Source organism: Pseudomonas sp. DWRC2-2, assembly GCF_049897885.1.
GTDB classification, from domain to species: domain Bacteria; phylum Pseudomonadota; class Gammaproteobacteria; order Pseudomonadales; family Pseudomonadaceae; genus Aquipseudomonas; species Aquipseudomonas azotoformans_A.
In genome coordinates, this window is the sequence record NZ_JAFCXD010000011.1 from 68681 (window position 1) to 92282 (window position 23602).

Consider the following 23602-nt stretch of genomic DNA (forward strand, 5'->3'; position numbering starts at 1 on the left):
CTGTAGGCATCGGCTTGCTGGCGGATAACGGCCAATTGGGCCAGCGGCTACAGGGGCTGTAGGCGCTCGCCCAATTGGCCGTTATCCGCCAGTTCCAGAAACTCATCGCCTAGCCGCTGGCTCTCGCTCATCGCGGTCTGCCAGTACTTGTTACGGCTTGGGTCGTCGCCCATGAAGCGCTTGAAGTCGCTGCGGTCTGGCAGCTTGCCGTGGGGCAGGCGGGCGAGGTAGTCCCTGGACGGCGCCAGCAGCAACACATCCTGCAAACCCTGCGGGTTGCTGCGCCGCCATGGCAGGCCCTTGTCGAACCAGCCGGGGATGACCCGATCGGTGAAGTGTGGGTACAGCACGATGTCGTCGCCGTGGTAAGGCAGGTCGAGGTGATAGTCCAGCAGGCCGCCGTCGCGGTAGGTGCCGGCGCCTGCGCCCGGCAGGTCGCGCACGCCTTGCATCACCATGGGAATCGAGCCCGAGGCCAGCAGGGCCTGGCGCAGGTTGCCCAGTTCCAGGGCCAGGAAGCGCGACGGGAAGTCTTTCAGGGGATGCACCGGGGGCGCCTGGCGAGGGTCGTGGATGATCAGCCGTTCAAAGTGCCGCGACAGCCGCGCGCGGCCGCGCAGGTTGTCGGCGATTACTGACGACAGGCCCAGCCCCAGGCGCCCACGGTGGTCATCAGCGAGCAGGCCGTGGCTCTTGACCACCATGATGTTCAGGCGATAGTTCGGGTTGTCCAGCACCCGTGCATCGCGACCGGCCAGCAGGTCGTCGAGCATGCGCTGGCAGCTCTGGCTGACCTCGGCCATGGTCACGCCCTTGGCAAAGCGTTGTTCGTTGTACAGGCGGCCGAGGTCCAGCAGGCCTTGCACCGGGTCGGGCAGGCACGCACTGGCAAACCGCCAGGAGCCGATGGACGCGCCGACCAATGCCCGTTCCCGTGGCGCGCGGGGTAGCCAATCACCGAACAGCGCCAGGTCCAGGCCCTGGATGCCCAATGCCTTGGGGCCGCCGGCCGCGCCGGGCAGGATACCGACGTCGGCGGGTTTGAGACCTTGCTCGCGAATGCGGGCAAAGGCGCGTTTGCCGGCCTTCAGGGTCAGGGCGGGAAACTTGATGTGGATGGCTGTCATTCCGGTCTCTCATGCAACGAGCGGGGCAGTATAGGAAATCTCTCACGGCGATGGGTGAAGAGGCTTGTGGGAAATTGCCATGGTGGCAATTCAGTTTCAGTTAAGTTGCAGACGGTACGGTGGCGGACGTAGGAAAAATCTTGAAACGGAGACTCTCATGAAGCGACTTACAGTGCTGGTCGCCACCGGTATCATCGCTCTCACGGCGACCCAGGCCCGAGCCGTGGACCCCGACAAGTCACTGAAAGTGCCTGCCACTGTTACTATTATCGCCTTTGATCAACTGGAAGCCACGGCCCTGGCCCTGCATCCCGGTTCGACGCTGCTGGATACCGATCTGGACGAGGAGTACGGCAAGTACCTGTACCAAGTTGAACTGGAAGACACCAACGGCATCGAGTGGGAGATTGAATTGGACGCGCTGACCGGGCAGATTCTCAAGAATCATCAGGAAACGTAATGAAGGTAAATCTAAACACCGGCAGTCGAATGGCGTTGGTGCTTCTGGTTTTTTGCTCCAGTCTGGCGGCCCGCGATCTCGATCAGGACGAGGCCTTGGCGCTGCGCCAGCAAGGGGTCATCCTGCCTTTGGAACAGTTACTGGAGCAGGCCATGGGGCGTCATCCGGGTTCGCGTCTGCTGGAGGCCGAACTTGAAAAAAAGCACGGCAAATATGCCTATGAAGTGGAACTGGTCACCGCCGACGGCGTGGTGCGCGAGATCAAGCTGGACGCATCCACGGGTGTGCTGATCAAAGACGAGGAAGACTGATGCGCCTGCTCTTGGTGGAAGACAACGTTCCCCTGGCCGATGAACTGCTGGCCGGGCTGCAACGCCAGGGTTATGCCGTCGACTGGCTCGCCGATGGTCGCGACGCCGCGTACCAGGGGCGCAGCGAACCCTATGACCTGATCATTCTTGACCTGGGCCTGCCGGGATTGCCTGGGCTTGAGGTACTGGCGCAATGGCGTGCCGCCGCGCTGGCTATCCCGGTGCTGATCCTCACGGCTCGCGATTCCTGGGCCGAGCGCATCGAAGGGCTTAAGGCGGGTGCCGATGATTACCTGAGCAAACCCTTTCACCCCGAGGAACTGCACCTGCGCATCCAGGCGCTGTTGCGCCGCTCCCACGGTCATGCGAATCAACCGACCCTGCAGGCCGCCGGCCTGCACCTGGATGAAGGCCGCCAGTGCGTGCTGCGCGATGGCGCGGAGATCCAGCTGACCGCCGCCGAATTCCGCCTGCTGCGTTATTTCATGCTGCACCCCGAACAGATCCTGTCGAAAAGCCACCTGGCCGAGCATCTGTATGACGGCGAAACCGAGCGCGACTCCAATGTGCTGGAAGTCCACGTCAACCACCTGCGTCGCAAGCTGGGCCGCAGTGTGATCGAGACCCGGCGCGGCCAGGGTTACCGGTTTGGCGCCAGCGGCGCATGAGGTCGATCCAACGGCGCCTGAGCCTGGGCCTGGTCAGCGTGATGGTGGTCGTCGGCGTAGCGCTGGCGCAAACCAGCCTGTGGTTATTCGAAACGGGGTTGCAGCGCTATCTGGAAGCCGGCTTGCGCAACGACAGCGAGAGCTTGTTGGTGGCGTTGGTACGGGGTCCTGAAGGTTTGCAACTGCATGAGAAACGCCTGTCGCCGGCCTATCAACGGCCGTTTTCGGGGCACTATTTCCGTATCGATTTTGCCGATAAGCACTGGCGCTCCCGCTCGTTGTGGGACCAGGACCTGCCGCATCTTCCCGAGGCGGGACTCAAGGGCAACCTGCAACTGGGACCGGAAGGCCAGCAATTGTTGGTGTTGCGCGAGGACTACAAACGCTTCGGCCAGCCAATCTCCATCAGCGTGGCCCAGGACTACACGCCGGTGCGGGAAAGCTTCCGCCTGATGCGCCAGATCGGCCTGGTGCTGGGGCTGGCGGCGCTGCTGCTGGTGCTGATCCTGCAACGGATCACTGTGCGCCGCGCCTTGCGCCCGCTGGAAACCGCGCGTAACCAGATCGCCCAACTGCAACAGGGCCAGCGTTCACAACTCGACACCCAGGTGCCGCAGGAGCTGGAGCCGCTGGTGGCGCAGATCAACCATCTGCTGGCTCACACCGAAGACAGCCTCAAGCGTTCACGCAATGCCCTGGGCAACCTCGGCCATGCCCTCAAGACCCCGCTGGCGGTGCTGTTGAGCGCTGCGTCGAGCGACGCGCTGAAGGATCATCCCGAGCTGGGCAAGCTGTTGCGCGATCATCTGGAACAGGTGCAGCACCGCCTCAACCGCGAGCTCAACCGTGCGCGCCTGGCGGGCGAAACCCTACCGGGCGCGCTGTTTGATTGCGAAAAAGAACTGCCCGGCTTGCTCGCTACCCTCAACATGATCCACGGCGAACACCTGGACCTGAGCTCCCACGCCGCGCCCGGCTTGCAGCTGCCCTGGGACCGAGAAGACCTGTTGGAGTTGCTTGGCAATCTATTGGATAACGCCTGCAAATGGGCAGATGCCGAGGTGCGCTTGACCGTTACCGAGGCCGAGCACAGCTACTTGTTGGCGGTAGAAGATGACGGCCCCGGCATTCCTGAAACCCAGCGTGACCAGGTCTTCAGCCGTGGCACGCGCCTGGATGAACAGATCCATGGTCATGGCCTTGGGTTGGGGATTGTGCGGGATATCGTCGAGGTGTGGGGCGGGGTGCTGCAGTTGCAGGAAAGCGAGTTGGGCGGGCTGAAAGTGCTGATCGAATTGCCGAAGCGCCAGGGATAAGCCTGTCGCTTCGGCAAGGGGCTGATCACACCCTGAACTGATCCATCAACCCCTGCTGCTGATTCGCCAGGCTGTTCAACGCCTGGCTCACCCGTGCCGATTCATTCGCCTGCTCCGACAGCGACTCGGTCACATCGCGAATGGTTGCCACGTTGCTGTTGATTTCCTCGGCCACGGCGCTTTGCTCTTCGGCGGCGCTGGCGATCTGCAGGTTCATGTCGCTGATCACCGTCACGGCATCGCCAATCTGGCGCAGGGCCGTCACGGCTTGCCCCACCTGCTCGACGCTGCCCTGGGCCTGGCGGTAGCTGTTGCCCATGGAGCCGACCACCTCTTCGGTGCCGCTTTGCAGGTGTTCGATGACCAGGCGGGTTTCTTCCACCGATTCCTGGGTGCGCTGCGCCAGGTTGCGTACTTCGTCGGCCACCACCGCAAAGCCACGGCCGGCCTCACCCGCGCGGGCGGCTTCGATGGCAGCATTGAGGGCCAGCAGGTTGGTCTGTTCGGCAATGCCGCGAATCACTTCAAGCACCGAACCGATTTTTTCGCTGTTGGCGGCCAGGCCTTCGACCTGGGTCATGGCCGTGCTCATGTCGGCCGCCAACTCGCCGATATTGCGCGTGGTGCGGTCGATCACCTTCAGGCCATCACGGGTGGCCTGGTCGGCGTCGCGGGCGGCTTGTGCGGCCTGGGCAGCGCTGCGCGCCACATCCTGGGCAGTGGCGCTCATTTCATGGGACGCGGTGGCCACCTGGTCGACCTGGCGATATTGCTGTTCCATGCCGGCGCTGGTTTCAGTAGCAATCGCAGCGGATTGATCGGCTGTGCCACGGGCGTCCTGCACCGAGCGTTTCACCTCGGCAATGATCGGTTGCAGCTTGTCGAGGAAGCGGTTGAACCAGCCAGCCAGTTGGCCCAGCTCGTCCTGTTTGTCGTAGGCCAGGCGCCGGGTCAGGTCGCCTTCGCCGCTGGCGATGTCTTCGAGCATGCGGGCCACGCCGAGGATCGGGCGGGTCACGCTGCGGGCCATCAACCACACCAGGATCAAGCCGGCCACCGCAGCCAGCAGGCCAAGGCCCAGTTCCAGCAAGGTGCCGCGGGTGTTATCGGCGTCCATCTGTGCTTTCAATGCTTCAGCCGGGCCGACCAGGACTTTCTCCGGCACATCCAGCAACACGCCCCAAGACTTGCCGTCCGGGATTGGCGCGAACGGTGCCAGTACCTTCAGTTGGTGGTCGGTGCGCAGGCTACGGATTTGCGTACTGCTGGCCAGGGCGCTGATCAATTGCGTACCGTTGGCGGTATCGACCTGGTCCAGGCGCTGGCTGAGCTTGCTCGCGTCCGGGCTGTAGCCGGCGAGCAAACCGGTGGGGCTGAGGATGCTGACCTGGGTCTGGCCGTCGTACAGCTTCTGGCTGGCCTGTTGGCTCACGGCCTGCAGGCTGTTGAGGTTGATGTCCACCGACAGCGAGGCGATGACTTTGCCGTTGACCATCAACGGGAACACGATGCTGGTCATCAGCACGTTTTGCCCGTTGATCCTGTAGAAATACGGTTCGATCACGCACGGCTTGAGTGTGGTGCGGGGGCAGGTGAACCAGGCGTTGGCCTTTTCACCGCTGGGGCCGACGCGGGTGTCGGACATGTCGCTTTCCGGCAACGCCATCGACTCCAGCTTGCCGGGTGTCGGCTGCGACCAGTACAGGGCGAAGCGACCTTTGTCGTTACTGCCCAGCTCGGCCTGGCCGGCGAACAGCTCATCCTTGCCGTCCAGGGCATTGGCTTCGAACACCAGGGACAGGCCGAGCAAATCCGGGTTGGCCTGCAACGCGGCCTTGACCTGGCGAGTCAAGTCTTCGCGGGTGTCGAAGGCATCGAGAAAGCGCTTCTCGGCCTGCTCACGCAAGAACAGCACCTGGCGGGAAAAACCATGGCCGTACTGATAGGCGTCCATGAACTGGCGGCGAATGCCCAATGCCTGCACTTCGCCTTGGGCCTCGATGCGCGCCTGGGCGGCTTCATCCAGCATCTGCATGCTGGACGCCTTGACCTGCTGCGAACTCTGCTCCATGCGATACAACGACAGACCCACCAGCAGGGTCACGATTCCCAGCAGGCAGAGGCCAGCGAGCAGGGTGATTTTCCATTGAATGGAGAGCTGTCTGAGGGACATCGAGGAGCATCCTTAAACCTGAAAACACAGAGAGTCAGGTTATCGGCCACTTTTTCCGAATCTTTATTATTTAAACGTTCAATTGAAATTTGAAAGCGGCGCCGTTTTTTGACATGCGACGCCACCTGCTGCAAAGTGCGCGCCCTCTAATAAGACCTCCTTCAAGCCTGCACGCTGGCTGCCACCCCATGGCCGCCTGGGCGCGGGCATGCCTGTTTTTTATGTTTTTCTGCTTGAGGTAACCATGATTAACGCAGTCATTGCCGCGGTCGGCACCATGCTGGTGCTCAGTTTGTCCCGCGTGCATGTGGTCATCGCCATCATCGTCGGCGCCCTGGTGGGTGGCTTGACCGGTGGCCTGGGCATCGACGCCACGCTCAAAGCCTTCAACGGCGGCTTGGGCGGTGGTGCAACCGTTGCATTGTCCTACGCCTTGCTCGGCGCTTTCGCCGTGGCGATTGCCAAATCCGGCCTGGCCCACGCCTTGGCTGACAAGGCGCTGTTGCTGGTGGACCGTCAGGAGGCCAGCGGCGGCAATCACGTCAAATGGCTGCTGATCGGCTTGCTGTGGGTGGTGGCGATTGCCTCGCAGAATATTCTGCCGATCCACATCGCGTTCATTCCGTTGCTGGTGCCGCCGCTGCTGTACGTGCTGACCAAGCTGCAACTGGACCGCCGCCTGATCGCCTGCGTGATGACCTTCGGCCTGATCACGCCCTACATGTTCCTACCGGTAGGCTTTGGCAATATCTTCCTCAACCAGATCCTGCTGGCCAACGTGGCCAAGAGCGGGGTGGACATCAGCCAGGTCAACGTCACTCACGCCATGAGCCTGCCGGCGCTGGGCATGGTGGTGGGCCTGCTGGTGGCGGTGTTTATCAGCTACCGCAAAAAACGCGTGTATGACCTGGAAAAAATCGAGCGCGTCGAGCAAGTGGCGGTGCAATACAACCCGCTGACCCTGCTGGTGGCCGGCCTGGCGATTGCCTCGGCGTTCATCATCCAACTGTGGCTGGACTCGATGATCATCGGCGCCCTGGCCGGCTTCCTGATTTTCTCGGTGTCGGGCATCGTGCGCTGGCGCGATACCGACGACCTGTTCACCGAAGGCATGAAGATGATGGCGATGATCGGCTTCATCATGATCGCCTCGTCAGGCTTTGCCGAAGTACTCAAGGCCACGGGCGACGTGCGCTCGCTAGTGGAAACCTCGGCGGCGTTCATCGGCCATAACCGTGGGGTCGGCGCGTTGCTGATGTTGCTGGTGGGCCTGCTGGTGACCATGGGCATCGGCTCGTCGTTCTCCACGGTGCCGATCCTGGCCGCGATCTTTGTACCGCTGTGCGTGCAGCTGGGCTTCAGCCCGGTGGCCATCGTGTGCATTGTCGGCACGGCCGGTGCCCTGGGTGATGCTGGTTCGCCTGCTTCGGACTCCACCCTCGGCCCGACCTCCGGCCTGAATGTCGACGGTCAGCATCACCATATCTGGGACACGGTGGTACCGACGTTCCTGCACTACAACATCCCGTTGCTGGCGTTTGGCTGGCTGGCGGCGATGACCCTCTGATCTACAGGTTCAGCGTAACCGGCCGATAACCTCTCCAGTCGCCACTAATAAGAGAGAGAAAAGCCATGCGTCTGAGCCTCAAGGCCAAAGTCCTGTCCCTCGCCGTAGTGCCGGTGTTGCTGTTTGCCGTGGTCATCAGCCTGACCACCGTGTGGATCCTGCAGGGGCAGGCGCGCAATGAGGTGGATGAAACCCGCCAGCGCCTGCTCAACGACGCCAAGGCCACGCTGCAAAGTTATGTCGAAGTGGCCATGACCACCGTCAAGCCGCTCTACGACGCGGCGGCCCCCGGCGATACCGCCGCCCGCGCCCAAGTGGTCAAGCTCCTGTCGAACACCAGCTACGGCAAGGACGGTTACTTCTTCGGCTACGACTCCGAGACCATCCGCCTGTTCAAGGGCAACAGCCCCGACGGCGTGGGCAAGAGCTTCAAGGACAACCGCGACCCCAATGGTGTGTACGTCAATCGCGACCTGGTCAAGGTCGGCAAGGACGGCACCCACTACCTGCAATACAGCTCGACCCAGCCGGGCCAGACCGAACTGGTGCCCAAGCTCGGCTACACCGAATACCTGCCGAAATGGAACATGGTCATCGGTACGTCGGTGAACCTGGACGGCATTGAAGCCCAGGTGGCGGTGGTCGAAGCCAAGGTGCAGAAACGCATGGAGGGCGTGCTGCTGAGCATTCTCGGCGTGGCGGTGGTGGTGCTGTTGGTGATCGCGGCCGTCGGCATGCTGCTGGCCAATACCATCCTGCGTCCGCTGCACTTGATGAAAGCCAACCTCGACGACATCGCCGCCGGCGAAGGTGACTTGACCCGCCGCCTGGCCATCACCAGTCAGGACGAGCTGGGCGACCTGGCGGGCGCGTTCAACCGGTTTGTCGACAAGATCCACGGGCTGGTGCGCCAGATCACCGAGATGACCAGCCAGCTCACCGGCCTGGTCAGCCAGGTCTCCGATCAGGCCCAGCGCTCCGAACAAGCCATGGAACGCCAGCGCCATGAGACTGATCAGGTCGCCACCGCGATCAATGAGATGTCATCCGCTGCGCAAGAAGTGGCGCGCAGTGCCCAAGGTGCCTCGGTCGCGGCCCAGCAGACCGACGCCGAAGGCCAGGCCGCCAAGCGTGTGGTAGATGGCAGCATTGCACAGATCCATGCGCTGGTGAGCGATATTCGTAGCAGCGGCTTATCCCTCGACAGCCTGCAGCAGGACGTGTCCTCCATCGTCAGTGTGCTCAGCGTGATCCGTTCTATCGCCGAGCAGACCAACCTGCTGGCGCTCAACGCCGCCATCGAAGCGGCGCGGGCAGGGGAGGCCGGGCGTGGTTTTGCGGTAGTCGCCGATGAAGTGCGCGCCCTGGCCAGTCGCACCCAGACCAGCACCCAGGAAATCCAGGGCATGATCGACCGCCTGCAAAAAGGCACCGAGGCGGCGGTGGAGGCCATGCGCCGTTCCAGCGATGCCGGCGACGGCACCTCGGCCCAGGCCAACGAAGCCGGGGCGTCCCTGGACACCATGGCCCAGTTGATCGGCACCATCAATTCGATGAACGCCCAGATTGCCAGCGCCGCCGAGGAGCAGACCGCCGTGGCCGAAGAGATCAACCGCAGCGTGCATCAGATTGCCGTGGCGGTGGACAGCGTGGCCGATGAGACCCAACTGGGCGCCCAGACCTCTCGCAGCCTGGCGGATCTGGGCCAGCGCCTGGGGCAGTTGGTCGGCCAGTTCCGCATCTGATCTTTCATAGGTAAAGCGTATGTTTGCCTAACGTTAATACGAATATACCGATCACCGCCCCTCAGTGAGACTTGAGCCCCAACCACAACAGGGGCTCATTTCATGTCACTTGTCGACCCGCTTCAGCGCCTGGCTGAACTCGATACCAACACGGTTTCCGACGCACTGGATTTCCTGCAACTGACGGGCGCGGTGGTCGGCATCCGGCCATTGTGGGACTGTCCCAAAGTGGTCGGCCGGGCCAGCACGGTCAAACTGGCCCCCAAGACCGATGACGCGCCCACGGCGCACCTGATTTCCCCGGTGATCGACGCGATCACCGCGGATGACCGCGTGCTGGTGATTGCAGGGGGCATCGATGGCATTTCCTGCTGGGGCGACATCATCGCCAACGCCGCGGTCGCCAAACATATCCGGGGTTCGGTGATCGACGGTTTCAGCCGTGACATCGACGGCAGCGCGTCCATTGGTTATCCGGTGTACGGCCGTGGCGTGACCATGATCAGCGCGCGTAACCGTGTGGTGCAGGTGGACGCCGGCGTCACCCTCAACGTAGGCGGTGTCGACGTCGCGCAAGATGACTTCGTGATCGCCGACCGCTGCGGCACGGTGTTCATCCCGGCTGCGGTGATCGAGCAGGTGCTCGACCTGGGCGAGCGCATCGCCACCCGTGAAGCGGGCATGGTTGACGCCGTGCGCAGTGGCCGTTCGGTCGCCGATGTGATGCACGACAGCCAATTCGAAGCCATCCGCGTGGAGTCTGCCCGATGAACGATCAACACTGGGTTGCCCTGTTCGAAGGGCTGGACACCCCTGGCGTCTCGGACGCCATGGACAAGCTGGGCATCCCCGGCCAATGCCTGGGCATCGCGCCGCTGGATAACTACCGTGGCACTGTGGTCGGTCCGGCGTTTACCGTGCAATACGTGCCGGCCAACACGCCACCGGGCTCGGTGGGCGACTTCATCGAAGACGTGCTGCCAGGGGATGTGGTGGTCATCGCCAACGCCGGGCGCACCGATTGCACGGTGTGGGGCGACATCATGACCCAGTACGCCGGCGCGCGCGGGATAGCCGCCACGGTGATCGACGGCGTGTGCCGTGACGTCAGCAAAGCCCTGGGCGATGGCTACCCGTTGTTCACCCGTGGCCGCTACATGCGCACCGGCAAGGACCGCGTCGAAGTGCTGTCGGTGAACCAGCCGGTGGCAATCAGCGAAACCCGCGTGTGCGCCCGGGACATCGTAGTGGCCGATGCCAATGGCGTACTGGTGGTGCCCCGCGCCCGTGCCGCTGAGGTCGCGCAGGTGGCACGGCAGATTGAAGCGGTGGAATCGCAGATCCGCGCACAGATCGAGGCGGGCAAGACGCTGAAGCAGGCCCGTGAATCCCTGGGTTATCACACCTTGCAGAGGAAGGGCTCATGAACACCCTGAACAAGCGCCTGGCCCAGGCGCAACCGTCCGCTACCTACCGCATCATCGACCGCGTCGCCGCGCGCCGGGCCGAAGGCGAAACCATCATTTCGTTGTGCGCTGGCGAGCCGGATTTCGATACGCCGGAGCACATTCGCCAGGCCGGCATCGAAGCGATCCGCAATGGCCATACGCGCTACACCCAGGTCGCTGGCGTGCGCGCCCTGCGCGAAGCGGTGGCGGAGAAATTCCGTCGCGAAAACGGCCTGGACGTGACCTGGCAAGACACCCTCGTCAGCAACGGCGGCAAGCATGTGATCTACAACGCACTCGCCGCCACCCTCAACGAAGGCGACGAAGTGATCGTGCCCGCGCCGTACTGGGTCAGTTATCCGGAAATGGTCGAGCTGTGTGGCGGCACGTCGAAGATTGTGCCGTGCAACGCCGAGGACGGCTTCAAACTGACCCCGGCCGCCCTCGACCAGGCGATCAACCCCAGCACCCGCTGGCTGATCCTCAATTCACCGTCCAACCCGACGGGCGCTGTCTACAATCGCCCGCAATTGCAGGCGCTGGCCGACGTGTTGCTCAAGCATCCCCATGTGCTGGTGCTGGCGGATGACATCTACGAGCACCTGCTGTTCGACGGCCAGGCGTTCCACACCTTGGCCCAGGTCGAGCCGCGCCTGGCGCCTCGGGTGCTGACCATGAACGGCGTCTCCAAGGCCTATGCCATGACCGGCTGGCGCATCGGCTTCGCCACCGGCCCGCGCTGGCTGCTGGAGGCCATGGAAAAGCTCCAAGGCCAGCAGACCTCGGGGGCCAGCGCGATTTCCCAGCACGCTGCCATTGCTGCCTTGAACGGGCCACAGGACTTTATCCGACAATCACGGGCGGTCTTCGAGAGGCGCCGCGAACTGGTCGTGTCCTTGCTCAACGCCACGCCTGGCTTGGCATGCATCAGCCCGAGCGGCGCGTTCTACGCCTTTGCCTCTTGCGCGGGCCTACTGGGGCGCACCTCGGCCGCCGGCAGGTTGCTTGAGACGGACGAGGACGTCGCCCACGCCTTGCTCGACGAAGCCAATGTGGCCGTGGTGCACGGCAGCGCCTTCGGCCTGGCGCCGTACCTGCGCATCGCCTATGCCCTGGATGACGACTCGTTGCGCCAGGCCTGCGCGGCGATCCACCGGTTCTGCGCGGCGACGCGTTAGAGGTCGCGCATCAGCAAGCCAAAGCGCAGGTCCATCTGCGCCGGGAGCGGCACATACACGGTGTGCCCATCCCCCGGCGCGACGTCGATGGCGTCGCCTTTGGCGTTGTGCAAAGTGGCCAGGTCGAAGTGGAAGTTGCCGGCAGGGATCATCAATTCCAGGTGATTGCCCACGGCAAAACGGTTTTTCACCTTGACCTCGGCCAGCTCGCCCCGGCGTTCGCCGGTCAGCTCGCCGACGAACTGCTGGCGCTCTGACACGGAGCTGCCGTTCTGGTAGTTCTGGTATTCGTCGTGCACATGGCGGCGCAGGAAACCTTCGGTGTAGCCGCGCTGGGCCAGGGATTCAAGGTCGGTCATCAGGGTGCGGTCGAAGGCGCGACCGGCCACCGCATCATCGATGGCCTGGCGATACACCTGAGTGGTGCGCGCGCAGTAGAAGTGCGACTTGGTGCGGCCTTCGATCTTCAGTGAGTGCACGCCCATCCGGGTCAGGCGCTCCACGTGCTGCACGGCGCGCAGGTCCTTGGCGTTCATGATGTAGGTGCCGTGCTCGTCTTCGAAGGCGGGCATCTGTTCATCGGGGCGATTGGCTTCCTGGAGCAGGAACACCTGGTCGGTGGGCGCGCCAATGCCCAGGGTGGGCTGATATTGCTGGACGATATCCCCCGTGGCGTTTTCCACCGCGGGGGTGGCCTGGTATTTCCAGCGACAAGCATTGGTGCACGTGCCCTGGTTGGCGTCGCGCTTGTTCATGTAGCCCGAGAGCAGGCAGCGCCCGGAATAGGCCATGCACAAGGCACCGTGCACAAACACTTCCAGTTCCATGGCCGGTACCTGCTGGCGGATCTCATCGATCTCTTCCAGCGACAATTCCCGCGACAGGATCACCCGACAGATCCCTTGCTGTTGCCAGAACTCCACGCTGGCCCAGTTCACCGTGTTGGCTTGCACCGACAGATGGATCGGCATCTGGGGGAAATGCCGGCGCACCAGCATGATCAGCCCAGGGTCGGACATGATCAGCGCGTCCGGGCCCATGGCGATCACCGGCGCCAGGTCCTTGAGGAAGGTCTTGAGCTTGGCGTTGTGCGGCGCGATGTTCACCACCACATAAAAGCGCTTGCCCAGGGCGTGGGCTTCCTGGATGCCAAGGGCCAAGTTGGCGTGATCGAACTCGTTATTGCGCACCCGCAGGCTGTAGCGCGGCTGGCCGGCGTAGACCGCATCGGCGCCGTAGGCAAAGGCGTAGCGCATGTTTTTCAGGGTGCCGGCGGGGGCGAGCAGTTCGGGGGCGAGGATCGGAGGCATGGGCACGGGTCGCAAAAGGTCGCGAAGGTAGCCGAGCGGCGAGGGCGGTTTATTGATCCAGGTCGTCCTTTGGGCTTTTTGTATCGCTGTGTATCGGTGGGGGCTGTGGATACGTATCGATTTATCCGCGCGGTTTTCCGACACAGGCGCGATACCTCAGGGGCTTTCAATTGATTCCAACGAGGCACATCGCCTCCAACCCTGAGAACCTGGAGTCAACCACCATGAACACCAAAGCCATCTACGCCGCCTGCCTGTTTGCCGCCCTGAACATCTGCACCTTGTCGGCCCGCGCCGAAGCCGCCGTTACCGCGCAGACCTACCACTACGGCACTCACCTGGACATCAAGCAAGTGCTGTCGATGAGCCAGGACTCCAAGCCCACCTGCGGCGTGGTGAATGCGCGCATGACCTACCTGGACTCCCACGACAAGACCCAGGTGCTGGATTACCTCAAGTTTGGCGACGGTTGCGTCGGCGATAACTGAGTCCTTCCAGCCATAAGGTGAACGTCATGCTACTGATCGCATTCCTGGGCGGCATCCTGACCGTCCTCAGCCCTTGTATCCTGCCGGTGGTGCCGTTTCTGTTCGCCGGCGTCGACCGCTCCCGCCGGTCGATCCTGCTGACGCTCGGCGGCATGGTCCTGACCTTCGCGCTGGTGTCCAGCCTTGCGGTGGTCAGCACGGAATGGGTGATTCAGGCCAATAACACCGGCCGCCACGTGGCACTGATCGTGATGGGGCTGTTCGCGCTGTCTCTGATCTCGGCGCGGGTCGGTGGCTGGCTGGCACGCCCCTTTGTGTTGTTGGGCAACCGTATCGATCCTGACAGACGCACGCTGTCCGGCCCGCTGAAGTCGGTGATGATCGGCGTCGCCACAGGCCTGCTGTGGGCGCCGTGCGCCGGGCCGATCCTGGGTGTGATCCTGACCAGCGCGATGCTGCAAGGCGCCAATGCGCAGACCAGCCTGTTGCTGGTGGCCTACGGCCTGGGTAGCGCGTTGTCCCTTGGCGCGCTGATTTTTGCCGGGCGTGGCCTGGTCAATCGACTCAAGGCCTCCATTCCGGTGACTGGCTGGCTGCGCCGTGGGGCTGGGGTGGCGGTGCTGGCGGCGGCGGTGGTGATTTCCACTGGCGCCGACAAAACCCTGCTGGCCGGTACTTCGTCCGAAGGCGTCAGCAGCCTGGAGCAAGGCGTGCTGGAAACCGTCCCCAAAGTGCTGGATTACGTGGTGAGCACGGTCAAGGCCGACCCGGCGCGGGACAATGCCAAGGGTGCCATGCCGTCGCTGGCCGGCGCGGTCGAGTGGCTCAACTCACCCGAACTCACCCGCGAATCCTTGAAAGGCAAGGTGGTGCTGGTGGATTTCTGGACCTACGACTGCATCAACTGCCAGCACACGTTGCCCTACGTGAAGCAATGGGCAAAGACCTATGAGAAGGACGGCTTGGTGGTGATCGGCGTCCACACCCCGGAATACGGTTATGAGCGCATCATCGGCAACGTCAAGGACCAGGTGCGCAAGCTGGGCGTCACCTATCCGGTGGCCATCGACAACAACTATGCGATCTGGCGCAACTTCGACAACCAGTACTGGCCCGCCCATTACCTGGTCGACGCCAAGGGGCAGGTGCGTTACACCCATTTTGGCGAAGGTCGTTATGACGCCCAGGAGCAGATGATCCAGACACTGTTGAAGGAGGCGAAGGGGATTCAGTGAGGCGGTCTATGCTTGTTCGATAACCGAGGGCACTCCCAGGTTTCGCTGCGGACTAAGCAACAGGGCCTACATGGGCCCGTTGCTTTTCTGACATGGACCGGACATGAATCAAACCAACCTGCAATTCAAGACCTTGCTGTTATTGCTCGGCCTGGTGACCATCGCGTTTATCTGGATACTGCTGCCGTTCTACGGCGCGGTGTTCTGGGCGGTGATCCTCGGCATCATCTTTGCCCCGATGCAGCGCCGCCTGCAGCAGCGCTTTGGCTGGAACCGCAACCTCACTTCCCTGGCCACCTTGAGTGCCTGCCTGATTATCGCGATCCTGCCGGTGATCATCACAAGTGCCTTGTTGGTGCAGGAAGGCGCGACGCTCTACAAGAACATCGAAAGCGGCAAGCTGGACGTGGCGGGGTACATCGAGCAGTTCAAGAATGTGTTGCCGCCGTACTTCCAGCACCTGCTGGACCGTTTCGGCATGGGCAACCTGGAAGGCTTGCGCGAGAAGATCGTCAAGAGCGCGATGCAGGGCAGCCAGTTCTTTGCCACCCAGGCGTTCAGCTTCGGCCAGGGCACGTTTGATTTCCTGGTGAGCTTTTTCATCATGCTGTACCTGCTGTATTTCCTGCTGCGCGACGGCCCGGAGCTGGTGCGCAAGGTGCGCACGGCGGTGCCGTTGGCCGAGCCGCAGAAGCGCCGGTTACAACTCAAGTTCAATCGTGTGGTGCGGGCCACGGTCAAGGGCAATGTGCTGGTGGCCGTGACACAGGGTGCGCTCGGCGGGCTTATCTTCTGGTTCCTGGATATTCCCAGTGCATTGCTCTGGGCGGTACTGATGGCGTTTCTGTCGCTGTTGCCGGCGGTGGGCGCGGGGATTGTATGGGGGCCGGTGGCCGCCTACTTCCTGTTGAGCGGCGCCATCTGGCAAGGCGTGGTGCTGGCGCTGTTTGGCGTGTTTGTGATCGGCCTGGTGGACAACGTGCTGCGTCCGATCCTGGTGGGCAAGGACACCAAGATGCCGGATTACCTGATCCTGATCTCGACCCTGGGCGGTTTGTCGGTGTTTGGCTTGAACGGCTTTGTGATCGGGCCGTTGGTGGCGGCGTTGTTCATGTCCAGTTGGGCGTTGTTTGTGGAGAGCAAGCCGCGAGTCAAGTTGCCATTACCCTGAACCTCAGGCGTGGAGCCTGAAATTCGAGGCGTGTTGCAGCTGTTTCTCAGCGTCGGACAGGGATGTCAGCGGGCCGCTGATGGTTTCGCCATCGCGTACCAGGTACCAGCAGGCAAGCAGACCCAGCTTGCGCAGAGGGGCGGGAACGGCGCTGCCGATGACGGACATGATTTGAACAGTGTGCATAAGGACCTCCAACGATATGGTGGTCACTTTACGGGGCGGGGTGATGCAGGAAAAATCACCTGTCTCGATAGTCGTCATCGACGCGAAGCGTCAGTCCACCACTTGATCAAGCATGTTCACCACCTCCTGCTCACTGAGCAGACCCTTGCGCACCAGGTTTTCCGCCAGCAGCGCGAGAAACTTGGCGCTGCGGTGGCCTTCCAGGTGCTTGAGTTCGGTGAGGGCGCTATAGACCTTGCTGGACGTACAAAGGCCAGCGGTACGGTGCGGGTTTTGCGTGGGCATGGTCAGTCGTCCTTGTTGTTATTGGGTGGACAGGATCGATAGTGGAAGTATGTCGTGACACAAACATGACAGCGCAAGGCCTGTTCAGGCAAGTAGACATAGGTGTCGATGATGCGCGATTGGGCGCCGGGTATTGTCCCCAGAACGACCTTGACCCCCTGAATCCGGACTTTGCAGGCAAAAAAAGGCCCCGCAACGCTGCGAGGCCTGTTTTGTCAGACGATCCGATTACCAGCCGCGGCCATAGTAGCCGTGGGGAGGACCGTAGTAGCCGCGTGGTGGGCCGTAATAGCCACGCGGTGGGCCGTAATACACTGGCGCCGGGCGGTAATACACCTGCTGCTGCACATACACCGGTGGTGGCGGTGCGTAGTAGACCGGCGGCGCGGCATACACCGGCTGCGGTTGCACATACACCGGCTGCTGCACGTAGACCTCACGTGGCTGGCTGGCAACCACGGAGCCCACGACGGCTGCGCCGACTAAAGCACCCAATACGGCCGGGCCACCCCAACCACCACCGTGGGCGGAGGCTTGGCCTGCCATCGCGAGTGCGCCAACCAGCAAGGCGATCTTGGGGATTGTACGAATCATGGTCATTCCTCGGTTAGCCCCAGCGCTTGTGGTCTGCAATCAATAGACTCAAGTAATGTCGCGGGGATACTTTTAAGACAACGTATTTCTGAAAAACAGCACAGCCGCTAGGTAAAGGTTGTGTAAGGTCTGTACCCAATTGCTTACTCAAAGGAGTTACCCATGCAGATGCACCCCAACAAGGACACCCAACTGTGCATGTCTCTGTCGGCGCGCCCCGGGAATTTCGGCCTGCGGTTTCATAACCACCTGTACGAGCAGTTGGGTCTGAATTTCTACTATAAAGCCTTCAGCAGCCAGAATTTGCCCGGCGCGATCGGTGGTATCCGCGCGCTCGGCGTCCGTGGTTGCGGGGTGTCCATGCCGTTCAAAGAGGCTGCCATTGCCTTAGTGGACGAACTCGACGATTCGGTTCAAGCCATCGACTCGCTGAACACCATCGTCAACACTGACGGGCACCTCAAGGCTTACAACACCGATTACATCGCCATCGAGCAACTGCTGAAAAAGCACGCGGTGCCGCAGGACTCGACCTTCGCCCTGCGCGGCAGCGGCGGCATGGCCAAGGCCGTGGCCAGTGCCTTGCGCGATGGTGGCTACGCCAATGGCGTGATCGTGGCGCGCAACGAAACCGCTGGCCGGGCATTGGCGCAAAACCTGGGGTATGAGTGGCTGGCCGAACTGGGTGACCTGCGCCCGCAAATGCTGATCAACGTGACGCCCATTGGCATGACCGGCGGGGCTGAGGCAGATGCGTTGGCATTCGACGCTGGAGCGGTGGATGCTGCCGAAACTGTGTTCGATGTGGTGGCGATCCCCGCCGAAACACCACTTATCGTGCGTGGACGTGCCAAGGGTAAGCGGGTGATCACCGGCTTGGAAGTGATCGCCATCCAGGCCCTGGAGCAGTTCGTGCTCTACACCGGAGTGCGTCCTACCCCGGAGCAGTTTGAGAAAGCCGTGGCCTTTGCCCGTGCCTGACGCCTCATCCCATCGCATCCCCGACCCAGTACCCAAGTAGCATAGGTCTCCCCCCTGGCGCTTCGTAAACTGGTGCTTCAGAGGGGGAGCCAACGATGCACAACAGTGAAGGCGTAGTCAGTGCCATGTCCCAGGCCACGGATGCCGGGCAGGCCGCCGAAGAGCTGGCCCGGCAGCTGTTGCATCCGTACCTGGGTTTCGTGCTGTTTTTTTGCTCGGCCTCCTATGACTTGCAGGCCTTGGGCCAGGCGCTGCAACAGTGCTTCGGCAGCGTGCGCGTGGTGGGTTGTACCAGCGCCGGCGAGATCACCGCCCACGGTTATGGGCGCAATTGCATCACGGCCGTGGGCTTCAACCACGCGCACTTTTCCATCGCCACCGAACTCATCGACCAGGTGGAGCACTTCAGCCTGATCAACGCCCAGGAGATGGTCGAGCGCCTGGTCGGCGGCTGCCGCAGCAATACGTTGGCGCCGATCAAGGGCAATACCTTTGCACTGACCTTGCTCGATGGCCTGTCCAGCCGTGAAGAAATGGTGCTGGCCGCCCTCAGTGCCGCCCTGGGCGATATCCCGCACTTCGGCGGCTCGGCCGGTGACGACAACTTCCTCACCCGCACCCACGTGTACTTCAACGGTGTTTTCCACAGCGGAGCGGCGGTGGTGGTGCTGGTCAATACCTGGCTGGATTTCGAGGTGTTCACCACGCACCACATCCTGCCGCGCACGGAAAAACTGGTGGTGACCGGCGCCGACAGCCCGTCACGTCGCGTCTTCGAACTCAACGCCGAGCCCGCCGCCGAAGAGTACGCACGGCATATCGGCGTGGCCGTGGCCGACCTCGATCACCGCGTCTTCGCCGCCCACCCGCTGGCGGTGCGCATTCACGACCAGTACTACGTGCGCTCGATCCAGCAGGTGCATGCCGACCTCAGCCTGAGTTTCTACTGCGCGGTGGAAAACGGCATCGTGCTCACCGTCATGCAGCCAGGCCCGATCCTGCCCAACCTGCAAACCCTGTTCGACGGCCTGCAAGCGCGCCTTGGCGACCTGCTGCTGACCATCGGCTGCGATTGCTTCCTGCGCCGCCTGGAGCTGGAAGACACCGGCCAGCTGGAGCCGATCGGTGCTTATTTGCGCGACCACCGGGTGATGGGCTTCAACACCTACGGAGAACAGTTCAATGGCATGCACATCAACCAGACCTTTACCGGGGTCGCCATTGCCCGAGGCCGGCGCTGACCTGTCCGCTCAAGTGACCGGGCTGCAACAGGACAACCACAAGTTGATGCGGATCAATGCGGCGCTGATCGAGCGCATCGAGTCCGGCATGACCCAGGGCAATGACCCGTACACCATCTTCCAGCATTCAGTGGTGCTGGCCGAGCAAGTGCGCGAACGCACCGACGCGCTGAACCAGGCGATGGCCGAACTCAAGGCCAGCAACCACCTGCTGATCAACGCCCGGCTGCGCGCTGAGGCCTTGTGCCGGCAGCAGGTGGCGGCGCAAAGGGAGGCCGAGCAGGCCAACCTGTCGAAGACGAAATTCCTGGCCGCCGTCAGCCATGACCTGCTGCAACCGCTGAATGCGGCCCGGCTGTTCACCAGTGCCTTGCTGGAGCGCCCGAGCGAAACCCTGGTGCGTAACGTGAGTAACTCCCTGGAAGACGTGGAAAATCTGTTGGGCACCCTGGTGGATATTTCCAAGCTGGACGCTGGGGTGATCAAGGCGGATATCGCGCCGTTCGCCCTGAGTGAACTGCTCGACAACCTGGCCGCCGAATACACCGAACTGGCCCGCAGCGAGGGGCTTGAACTGCACTTCATCGGCTGCTCGGCGCTGGTGCACAGCGACATCCAGCTGCTGGCGCGGATCCTGCGCAATCTGCTGAGCAATGCGCTTCGCTATACCTACAAAGGCCGTGTGGTGCTGGGCTGCCGGCGCCAGCAGCAGCGCGTGCTGATTCAGGTGTGGGACAGCGGCATGGGCATTGCCGAAGACCGGCTGGAGGAAATTTTCCAGGAGTTCAAGCGCGGCGATGTGCAGCGTCCGGATCAGGATCGCGGGCTGGGGTTGGGCCTGGCCATCGTGGAAAAGATTGCCGGCATCCTCGGCCACCGGATCAGCGTCAAGTCCTGGCCGGGCCAGGGTTCGATGTTTTCGGTAGAAGTGCCGTTGAGCGCGACCGCGCCCAAGGCATTGCCGGCGCCGTGCATGAGCGAGCCGATGCTCGAACGCCTGCAAGGCGCGCGGGTGTGGGTGCTGGATAACGACGCGGCAATCTGCGCCGGCATGCGCACCTTGCTCGAAGGCTGGGGCTGCCGTGTGATCACCGCGCTGTCGGAACAGGACCTGGCGCGCCAGGTAGACAACTACCATGCCGAGGCGGACCTGCTGATTGCCGATTACCACCTCGATGACAACCAGAACGGCGTGGATGCCGTGGCGCGGATCAACGCCCGCCGCGGCCGTGCGATTCCGGCGATGATGATCACGGCGAACTACAGCAACGAGTTAAAGCAGCAAATTCGTGAGTTGGGGCATACGTTGATGCATAAGCCGGTAAGGCCAATGAAGTTGAAAACCGCGATGAGTCACCTGCTCAGCCGACCCTGAGGGTTCAGCGGCGCAGGTACGAGCCGAAATCGATGTCTCCCGCACTCAAGATCGCCTGTACCCGATTATGCACATTCAACTTGCGCAGAATCGCTGACACATGGGCCTTCACCGTGGTCTCGGCAATCTCCAGGGTATAGGCGATCTGCTTGTTCGACTCGCCCTTGGTCATGCGTTCCAGCACCAGCAACTGTTTGCGCGTGAGGGCCTGCAGCAGCTCCGGGGCAAACCCCGGGCTGTCGTGCATGCGCCGTTGCCCGGTATTTTTCTGGGTGCGGATGATGTCCGGCGGCAGGTACACGTTGCCATTGAGAATCTGCTGGATGGCTTCGGTCATTTGCAGGCGCGGTGATGACTTGGTGATGAAACCCACGGCGCCGTAGGTGATGGCTTGCAGCACGATCTGCTTGTCCTGCTCGGCCGAGACGATCACCACCGGGATGGTAGGCGACTCGTTGCGCAGGTTGATCAGACCGTTGAGGCCGTGCATGCCGGGCATGTTCAGGTCCAGCAGGATCAGGTCGAGGTCGTCGTGTTCCTGGGTCAGGGCGAGGGCGCTGTCCAGGTCGGCGGTTTCCATTACGTCGCTGCCGGGGAAGCCGTCGCTGATGACGTTATGAATCGCCTCGCGAAACAGCGGGTGATCGTCGGCAATCAAAATTTTGTACATGGCCGTTCACCTTCTTGTTGTGGTTTTTTATTCAAAGGGTTCGGGTGTCGCAGCCATCACTGGCAGTTTTGCCGCTTCCCATGCGTCCAAGCCATCGCGGTACCAATACACAGAGGTATAGCCCAGGCTGGCGGCTCGTTTTACCGCGTTCCAACTCAGCCAGCAATCGGAGCGGCAGTAGAACACCAGCGGGCGTGCCAGTTGGCCGTCGGTGAACTTGTACAGGTGGCGCACGAAGTAGCCCTGCCATTCAGGGGTGAGGTCGCCGTCGCCGGTATTGGCCAGCCAGTGGCTGCCGGGCAGGTTGGCGTGGGGCTGGTCTTCGATGAAGCGGCCTTGCAGCCATTGGCGGCGGTACACATCGATGAGTACCGGTGCGGGCGTCTGGTTGAGCAGGGTCTGCAGGGCTGGGGTGTCGACGATGGTTGCGCCGGGCAGATGATCGGGCGTAGGGCTTCGATACAGGCTGGTGCGGTAGCCCTCGGCGGAAAACAATGGGGTGTCGGCCTGTACGTGGCTGATGAACAGGCACAACAGTGCCGCAAGGGGCAGTCGAGCGGGCAGCATGGCGGGTCCAATCCTTATCGTTATGCGCCCATTACACGCGAGTCCCGCTGCCTTGGGAATGCGACGATAGACAGCAAAACCAGTACCAAAGTAGTAGGTCGCCGCAAGCCCTCGGGTTCTAGCATGCACAGCAAGCACTGCCATTGGAGGCCGCTATGAACATCCTGTTGGTCGACGATCACGCCGTGGTCCGCCTGGGCTATGCCGGGCTGTTGCGCAGCGGCTTGCCGGGTGTAGACGTGCGCGAAGCGGCCAGCGGCGAAGAGGCCCTGGCGCGGGTGCATGAGGCGGTGCCTAACCTGGTGATCATCGGCTTTGGGCTGCCCGGTATCAGTGGCCTGGAAACCACCCGCCGCCTGCGTCAGCGCCTGCCGCAATTACGCGTGCTGTTTTTCAGCCAGCATGCCGAACTGCCCCTGGTGCGCCAGGCTCTGGAGGCGGGCGCGTCGGGTTATCTCACCAAGCGCGCTTCGCCTGCGGTGATGCTTGAAGCGGTAGAGCGCATCCTCGATGGCCACACCTATATCGAACAGGACCTGGCTACCCAGCTGGCGTACCACCCCACCGATCGCCGCCTGCACAGCATGACCCAACGTGAGTTGGAGATTTTCCTGATGCTCGCCAAGGGCACCCCGGCCCGTTCGATTGCGGCCCAGCTGAGTATCAGCAACAAGACCGTGTCCAACCACCTGACTTTGCTCAAGAGCAAGTTGCAGGTGAGTTCCCATGCCGAACTGGTGCACCTGGGCATCGACATGGGCGTGGTGCGGGTGGCGGGTTAGCGGTCCCAGGTGGTGGGGCAGTCTTTGCAGCCCTCCATATTCGCGTCCTGAAAGTTGGCATAGTGCTGGCGGCTGCCGCTGAGGGTGGCTTTTTCCAGGTTGCTTTCACCGAACTTGGCTTCTTGCAGGTTGGCGTCGCTGAGGTCGGCGCCTTGCAGGTCAGCCTTGCTCAGCCAGGTCATTTCCAGGTCGGCCGCGCGCAGGTTGGCCTTGTGCATTTTGGCCCCCGACAACCGCGCAAATTGCAGGTAGGCGGCGCTCAGGTTGGCGTTCTCAAATTGCGCGCCCTGGGCAAACATCCCCCAGCCTTGCACGGCCATCAATGCGGCGCCGGTAAAGTCGGCCAGGCGCAGGTTGGCTTGTTGCAGGCTGGCGCGGGTCAGGTTGGCGCCTTGCAACTGGGCTTTTTCCAGGTTGGCAAGGTCCAGGTTGGCGTGGCGCAAGTCGGCATCGCGCAGATCGGCGCCGGCCAGGTTCATGCCGCTCAGGTTCTGGTTGCGCAGGTTGGCGCCCTTGAGATTGGCTCCGGGGCATTGGCTATGCTCGGCAAGCGTGCAACCGTTGATGACCAGGGGGGCGTCGTCGGCGTCGTCGGCGTGGGCGAAGGGTAGGGACAGTAGAAGTAACAACGGCAGATATCTCATCACAAAACCTCGAAGGTGGCGGGGTACCTGTGGCGAGGGAGCAAGCTCCCTCGCCACAAAAGGCGGCCCCCGCATATTCC

General features: G+C 62.4%; 24 protein-coding genes and 3 pseudogenes. 17 read left to right on the forward strand and 10 right to left on the reverse strand.

The window, feature by feature from the left end; translation table 11 throughout:
- Positions 1-47: 47 nt before the first annotated feature.
- Positions 48-1127, reverse strand: coding sequence for a patatin-like phospholipase family protein (locus ACP7EW_RS29470; protein WP_426221646.1), 1080 nt, complete (start codon positions 1125-1127; stop codon positions 48-50).
- Between the two features lie 157 nt (positions 1128-1284).
- Between ACP7EW_RS29470 and ACP7EW_RS29475 the strand changes: the two genes are divergently transcribed.
- The 4 genes from ACP7EW_RS29475 to ACP7EW_RS29490 are packed head-to-tail and all read left to right on the forward strand — an operon-like array spanning position 1285 to position 3882.
- Positions 1285-1587, forward strand: a complete 303-nt coding sequence (locus tag ACP7EW_RS29475; RefSeq protein WP_426221647.1) for a PepSY domain-containing protein — start codon at positions 1285-1287, stop codon at positions 1585-1587.
- Positions 1587-1898, forward strand: a complete 312-nt coding sequence (locus tag ACP7EW_RS29480; protein WP_426221648.1) for a PepSY domain-containing protein — start codon at positions 1587-1589, stop codon at positions 1896-1898. The genes ACP7EW_RS29475 and ACP7EW_RS29480 overlap by 1 nt, the downstream gene beginning before the upstream one ends.
- Positions 1898-2566, forward strand: coding sequence for a response regulator transcription factor (locus ACP7EW_RS29485; protein ID WP_177111839.1), 669 nt, complete (start codon positions 1898-1900; stop codon positions 2564-2566). The genes ACP7EW_RS29480 and ACP7EW_RS29485 overlap by 1 nt, the downstream gene beginning before the upstream one ends.
- On the forward strand, positions 2563-3882 hold the full coding sequence (locus ACP7EW_RS29490) for a sensor histidine kinase (RefSeq protein ID WP_426221649.1): 1320 nt from the start codon (positions 2563-2565) through the stop codon (positions 3880-3882). Before ACP7EW_RS29485 ends, ACP7EW_RS29490 begins: the two co-directional genes overlap by 4 nt.
- A 25-nt stretch (positions 3883-3907) precedes the next feature.
- Here ACP7EW_RS29490 and ACP7EW_RS29495 read toward each other — a convergent pair whose 3' ends face one another.
- Positions 3908-4663, reverse strand: coding sequence for a methyl-accepting chemotaxis protein (locus ACP7EW_RS29495; RefSeq protein WP_420492067.1), 756 nt, complete (start codon positions 4661-4663; stop codon positions 3908-3910).
- A 102-nt stretch (positions 4664-4765) separates the two neighbouring features.
- Positions 4766-6055: pseudogene (locus ACP7EW_RS29500) on the reverse strand (HAMP domain-containing protein); the annotation flags it as partial.
- A 247-nt stretch (positions 6056-6302) separates the two neighbouring features.
- On the opposite strand from ACP7EW_RS29500, the gene ACP7EW_RS29505 reads away from it, so the two are divergent.
- The 6 genes and pseudogenes from ACP7EW_RS29505 (at position 6303) to ACP7EW_RS29530 (ending at position 11993) form a co-directional block, all read left to right on the forward strand.
- A complete protein-coding gene (locus tag ACP7EW_RS29505) occupies positions 6303-7622 on the forward strand; it encodes a Na+/H+ antiporter family protein (RefSeq protein ID WP_162240118.1) in 1320 nt (439 codons plus the stop codon).
- Positions 7623-7687: 65 nt separating this feature from the next.
- A pseudogene (locus ACP7EW_RS29510) lies at positions 7688-8509 on the forward strand (cache domain-containing protein); the annotation flags it as partial.
- Positions 8510-8611: 102 nt separating this feature from the next.
- A complete protein-coding gene (locus ACP7EW_RS29515; RefSeq protein WP_426221664.1) occupies positions 8612-9367 on the forward strand; it encodes a methyl-accepting chemotaxis protein in 756 nt (251 codons plus the stop codon).
- Positions 9368-9469: 102 nt separating this feature from the next.
- On the forward strand, positions 9470-10138 hold the full coding sequence (locus ACP7EW_RS29520) for an RraA family protein (protein WP_426221650.1): 669 nt from the start codon (positions 9470-9472) through the stop codon (positions 10136-10138).
- Positions 10135-10794: an RraA family protein gene (locus ACP7EW_RS29525; RefSeq protein ID WP_426221651.1), complete on the forward strand. Its 660-nt coding sequence runs from the start codon at positions 10135-10137 to the stop codon at positions 10792-10794. The genes ACP7EW_RS29520 and ACP7EW_RS29525 overlap by 4 nt, the downstream gene beginning before the upstream one ends.
- Positions 10791-11993 (forward strand): pyridoxal phosphate-dependent aminotransferase, encoded by a 1203-nt coding sequence (locus tag ACP7EW_RS29530; protein WP_426221652.1) that lies wholly within the window; start codon positions 10791-10793, stop codon positions 11991-11993. Before ACP7EW_RS29525 ends, ACP7EW_RS29530 begins: the two co-directional genes overlap by 4 nt.
- Here the strand turns inward: ACP7EW_RS29530 and yegQ are convergent.
- Entirely contained in the window at positions 11990-13303 is a 1314-nt protein-coding gene (gene yegQ / locus ACP7EW_RS29535) for a tRNA 5-hydroxyuridine modification protein YegQ (protein WP_426221653.1), read from the reverse strand. The genes ACP7EW_RS29530 and yegQ overlap by 4 nt on opposite strands.
- 224 nt (positions 13304-13527) lie before the next feature.
- Here yegQ and ACP7EW_RS29540 point away from each other — a divergent pair, with 224 nt between their 5' ends.
- The 3 genes from ACP7EW_RS29540 to ACP7EW_RS29550 all read left to right on the forward strand — a co-directional run bounded on the left by ACP7EW_RS29540 (position 13528) and on the right by ACP7EW_RS29550 (position 16197).
- The gene (locus ACP7EW_RS29540) at positions 13528-13791 is read left to right on the forward strand and encodes a DUF2790 domain-containing protein (RefSeq protein ID WP_269133474.1); all 264 of its coding nucleotides are present in this window, start codon (positions 13528-13530) and stop codon (positions 13789-13791) included.
- 26 nt (positions 13792-13817) lie between these two features.
- On the forward strand, positions 13818-15026 hold the full coding sequence (locus tag ACP7EW_RS29545; RefSeq protein WP_426221654.1) for a cytochrome c biogenesis protein DipZ: 1209 nt from the start codon (positions 13818-13820) through the stop codon (positions 15024-15026).
- A gap of 103 nt (positions 15027-15129) precedes the next feature.
- Positions 15130-16197 carry an AI-2E family transporter gene (locus tag ACP7EW_RS29550; RefSeq protein WP_010211353.1) on the forward strand — a complete coding sequence of 356 codons (1068 nt, stop codon included), beginning with the start codon at positions 15130-15132 and terminating at the stop codon, positions 16195-16197.
- 3 nt (positions 16198-16200) lie between these two features.
- Here the strand turns inward: ACP7EW_RS29550 and ACP7EW_RS29555 are convergent, their stop codons facing one another.
- From ACP7EW_RS29555 to ACP7EW_RS29565, 3 genes are all read right to left on the reverse strand, one after another.
- Positions 16201-16383: a hypothetical protein gene (locus ACP7EW_RS29555; RefSeq protein ID WP_033899763.1), complete on the reverse strand. Its 183-nt coding sequence runs from the start codon at positions 16381-16383 to the stop codon at positions 16201-16203.
- Between the two features lie 90 nt (positions 16384-16473).
- A complete protein-coding gene (locus ACP7EW_RS29560; protein WP_010211349.1) occupies positions 16474-16668 on the reverse strand; it encodes a hypothetical protein in 195 nt (64 codons plus the stop codon).
- 228 nt (positions 16669-16896) lie between these two features.
- Entirely contained in the window at positions 16897-17268 is a 372-nt protein-coding gene (locus tag ACP7EW_RS29565; protein WP_061436074.1) for a hypothetical protein, read from the reverse strand.
- Between the two features lie 156 nt (positions 17269-17424).
- Between ACP7EW_RS29565 and ACP7EW_RS29570 the strand changes: the two genes are divergently transcribed.
- From ACP7EW_RS29570 to ACP7EW_RS29580, 3 genes and pseudogenes are all read left to right on the forward strand, one after another.
- Positions 17425-18243, forward strand: a complete 819-nt coding sequence (locus ACP7EW_RS29570; protein WP_426221655.1) for a shikimate 5-dehydrogenase — start codon at positions 17425-17427, stop codon at positions 18241-18243.
- Between the two features lie 95 nt (positions 18244-18338).
- Entirely contained in the window at positions 18339-19484 is a 1146-nt protein-coding gene (gene nosP, locus ACP7EW_RS29575) for a nitric oxide-sensing protein NosP (protein WP_426221656.1), read from the forward strand.
- Positions 19485-19746: 262 nt separating this feature from the next.
- Positions 19747-20859: pseudogene (locus ACP7EW_RS29580) on the forward strand (hybrid sensor histidine kinase/response regulator); the annotation flags it as partial.
- A 4-nt stretch (positions 20860-20863) separates the two neighbouring features.
- Here the strand turns inward: ACP7EW_RS29580 and ACP7EW_RS29585 are convergent.
- Complete coding sequence (locus tag ACP7EW_RS29585) at positions 20864-21529, reverse strand: response regulator transcription factor (protein WP_028616973.1); 666 nt, start codon at positions 21527-21529, stop codon at positions 20864-20866.
- A 27-nt stretch (positions 21530-21556) separates the two neighbouring features.
- Complete coding sequence (locus tag ACP7EW_RS29590) at positions 21557-22096, reverse strand: PQQ-dependent catabolism-associated CXXCW motif protein (RefSeq protein WP_122729259.1); 540 nt, start codon at positions 22094-22096, stop codon at positions 21557-21559.
- 155 nt (positions 22097-22251) lie between these two features.
- Between ACP7EW_RS29590 and ACP7EW_RS29595 the strand changes: the two genes are divergently transcribed.
- The gene (locus ACP7EW_RS29595; RefSeq protein ID WP_177113218.1) at positions 22252-22878 is read left to right on the forward strand and encodes a response regulator; all 627 of its coding nucleotides are present in this window, start codon (positions 22252-22254) and stop codon (positions 22876-22878) included.
- Here the strand turns inward: ACP7EW_RS29595 and ACP7EW_RS29600 are convergent.
- The gene (locus ACP7EW_RS29600; RefSeq protein ID WP_426221657.1) at positions 22875-23522 is read right to left on the reverse strand and encodes a pentapeptide repeat-containing protein; all 648 of its coding nucleotides are present in this window, start codon (positions 23520-23522) and stop codon (positions 22875-22877) included. The two genes, ACP7EW_RS29595 and ACP7EW_RS29600, sit on opposite strands and share 4 nt — an antisense overlap.
- Positions 23523-23602: the final 80 nt, after the last annotated feature.

Excerpts from the sequence above, each read along its gene's own strand:
- ACP7EW_RS29470 (WP_426221646.1), bottom strand. The coding sequence starts at position 1,127 with ATGACAGCCATCCACATCAAGTTTCCCGCCCTGACCCTGAAGGCCGGC.
- ACP7EW_RS29475 (WP_426221647.1), top strand. The coding sequence starts at position 1,285 with ATGAAGCGACTTACAGTGCTGGTCGCCACCGGTATCATCGCTCTCACG.
- ACP7EW_RS29480 (WP_426221648.1), top strand. The coding sequence starts at position 1,587 with ATGAAGGTAAATCTAAACACCGGCAGTCGAATGGCGTTGGTGCTTCTG.
- ACP7EW_RS29485 (WP_177111839.1), top strand. The coding sequence starts at position 1,898 with ATGCGCCTGCTCTTGGTGGAAGACAACGTTCCCCTGGCCGATGAACTG.
- ACP7EW_RS29490 (WP_426221649.1), top strand. The coding sequence starts at position 2,563 with ATGAGGTCGATCCAACGGCGCCTGAGCCTGGGCCTGGTCAGCGTGATG.
- ACP7EW_RS29495 (WP_420492067.1), bottom strand. The coding sequence starts at position 4,663 with ATGGAACAGCAATATCGCCAGGTCGACCAGGTGGCCACCGCGTCCCAT.
- ACP7EW_RS29515 (WP_426221664.1), top strand. The coding sequence starts at position 8,612 with ATGGAACGCCAGCGCCATGAGACTGATCAGGTCGCCACCGCGATCAAT.
- ACP7EW_RS29520 (WP_426221650.1), top strand. The coding sequence starts at position 9,470 with ATGTCACTTGTCGACCCGCTTCAGCGCCTGGCTGAACTCGATACCAAC.
- ACP7EW_RS29525 (WP_426221651.1), top strand. The coding sequence starts at position 10,135 with ATGAACGATCAACACTGGGTTGCCCTGTTCGAAGGGCTGGACACCCCT.
- ACP7EW_RS29530 (WP_426221652.1), top strand. The coding sequence starts at position 10,791 with ATGAACACCCTGAACAAGCGCCTGGCCCAGGCGCAACCGTCCGCTACC.
- yegQ (WP_426221653.1), bottom strand. The coding sequence starts at position 13,303 with ATGCCTCCGATCCTCGCCCCCGAACTGCTCGCCCCCGCCGGCACCCTG.
- ACP7EW_RS29540 (WP_269133474.1), top strand. The coding sequence starts at position 13,528 with ATGAACACCAAAGCCATCTACGCCGCCTGCCTGTTTGCCGCCCTGAAC.
- ACP7EW_RS29545 (WP_426221654.1), top strand. The coding sequence starts at position 13,818 with ATGCTACTGATCGCATTCCTGGGCGGCATCCTGACCGTCCTCAGCCCT.
- ACP7EW_RS29550 (WP_010211353.1), top strand. The coding sequence starts at position 15,130 with ATGAATCAAACCAACCTGCAATTCAAGACCTTGCTGTTATTGCTCGGC.
- ACP7EW_RS29555 (WP_033899763.1), bottom strand. The coding sequence starts at position 16,383 with ATGCACACTGTTCAAATCATGTCCGTCATCGGCAGCGCCGTTCCCGCC.
- ACP7EW_RS29560 (WP_010211349.1), bottom strand. The coding sequence starts at position 16,668 with ATGCCCACGCAAAACCCGCACCGTACCGCTGGCCTTTGTACGTCCAGC.
- ACP7EW_RS29565 (WP_061436074.1), bottom strand. The coding sequence starts at position 17,268 with ATGACCATGATTCGTACAATCCCCAAGATCGCCTTGCTGGTTGGCGCA.
- ACP7EW_RS29570 (WP_426221655.1), top strand. The coding sequence starts at position 17,425 with ATGCAGATGCACCCCAACAAGGACACCCAACTGTGCATGTCTCTGTCG.
- nosP (WP_426221656.1), top strand. The coding sequence starts at position 18,339 with ATGCACAACAGTGAAGGCGTAGTCAGTGCCATGTCCCAGGCCACGGAT.
- ACP7EW_RS29585 (WP_028616973.1), bottom strand. The coding sequence starts at position 21,529 with ATGTACAAAATTTTGATTGCCGACGATCACCCGCTGTTTCGCGAGGCG.
- ACP7EW_RS29590 (WP_122729259.1), bottom strand. The coding sequence starts at position 22,096 with ATGCTGCCCGCTCGACTGCCCCTTGCGGCACTGTTGTGCCTGTTCATC.
- ACP7EW_RS29595 (WP_177113218.1), top strand. The coding sequence starts at position 22,252 with ATGAACATCCTGTTGGTCGACGATCACGCCGTGGTCCGCCTGGGCTAT.
- ACP7EW_RS29600 (WP_426221657.1), bottom strand. The coding sequence starts at position 23,522 with ATGAGATATCTGCCGTTGTTACTTCTACTGTCCCTACCCTTCGCCCAC.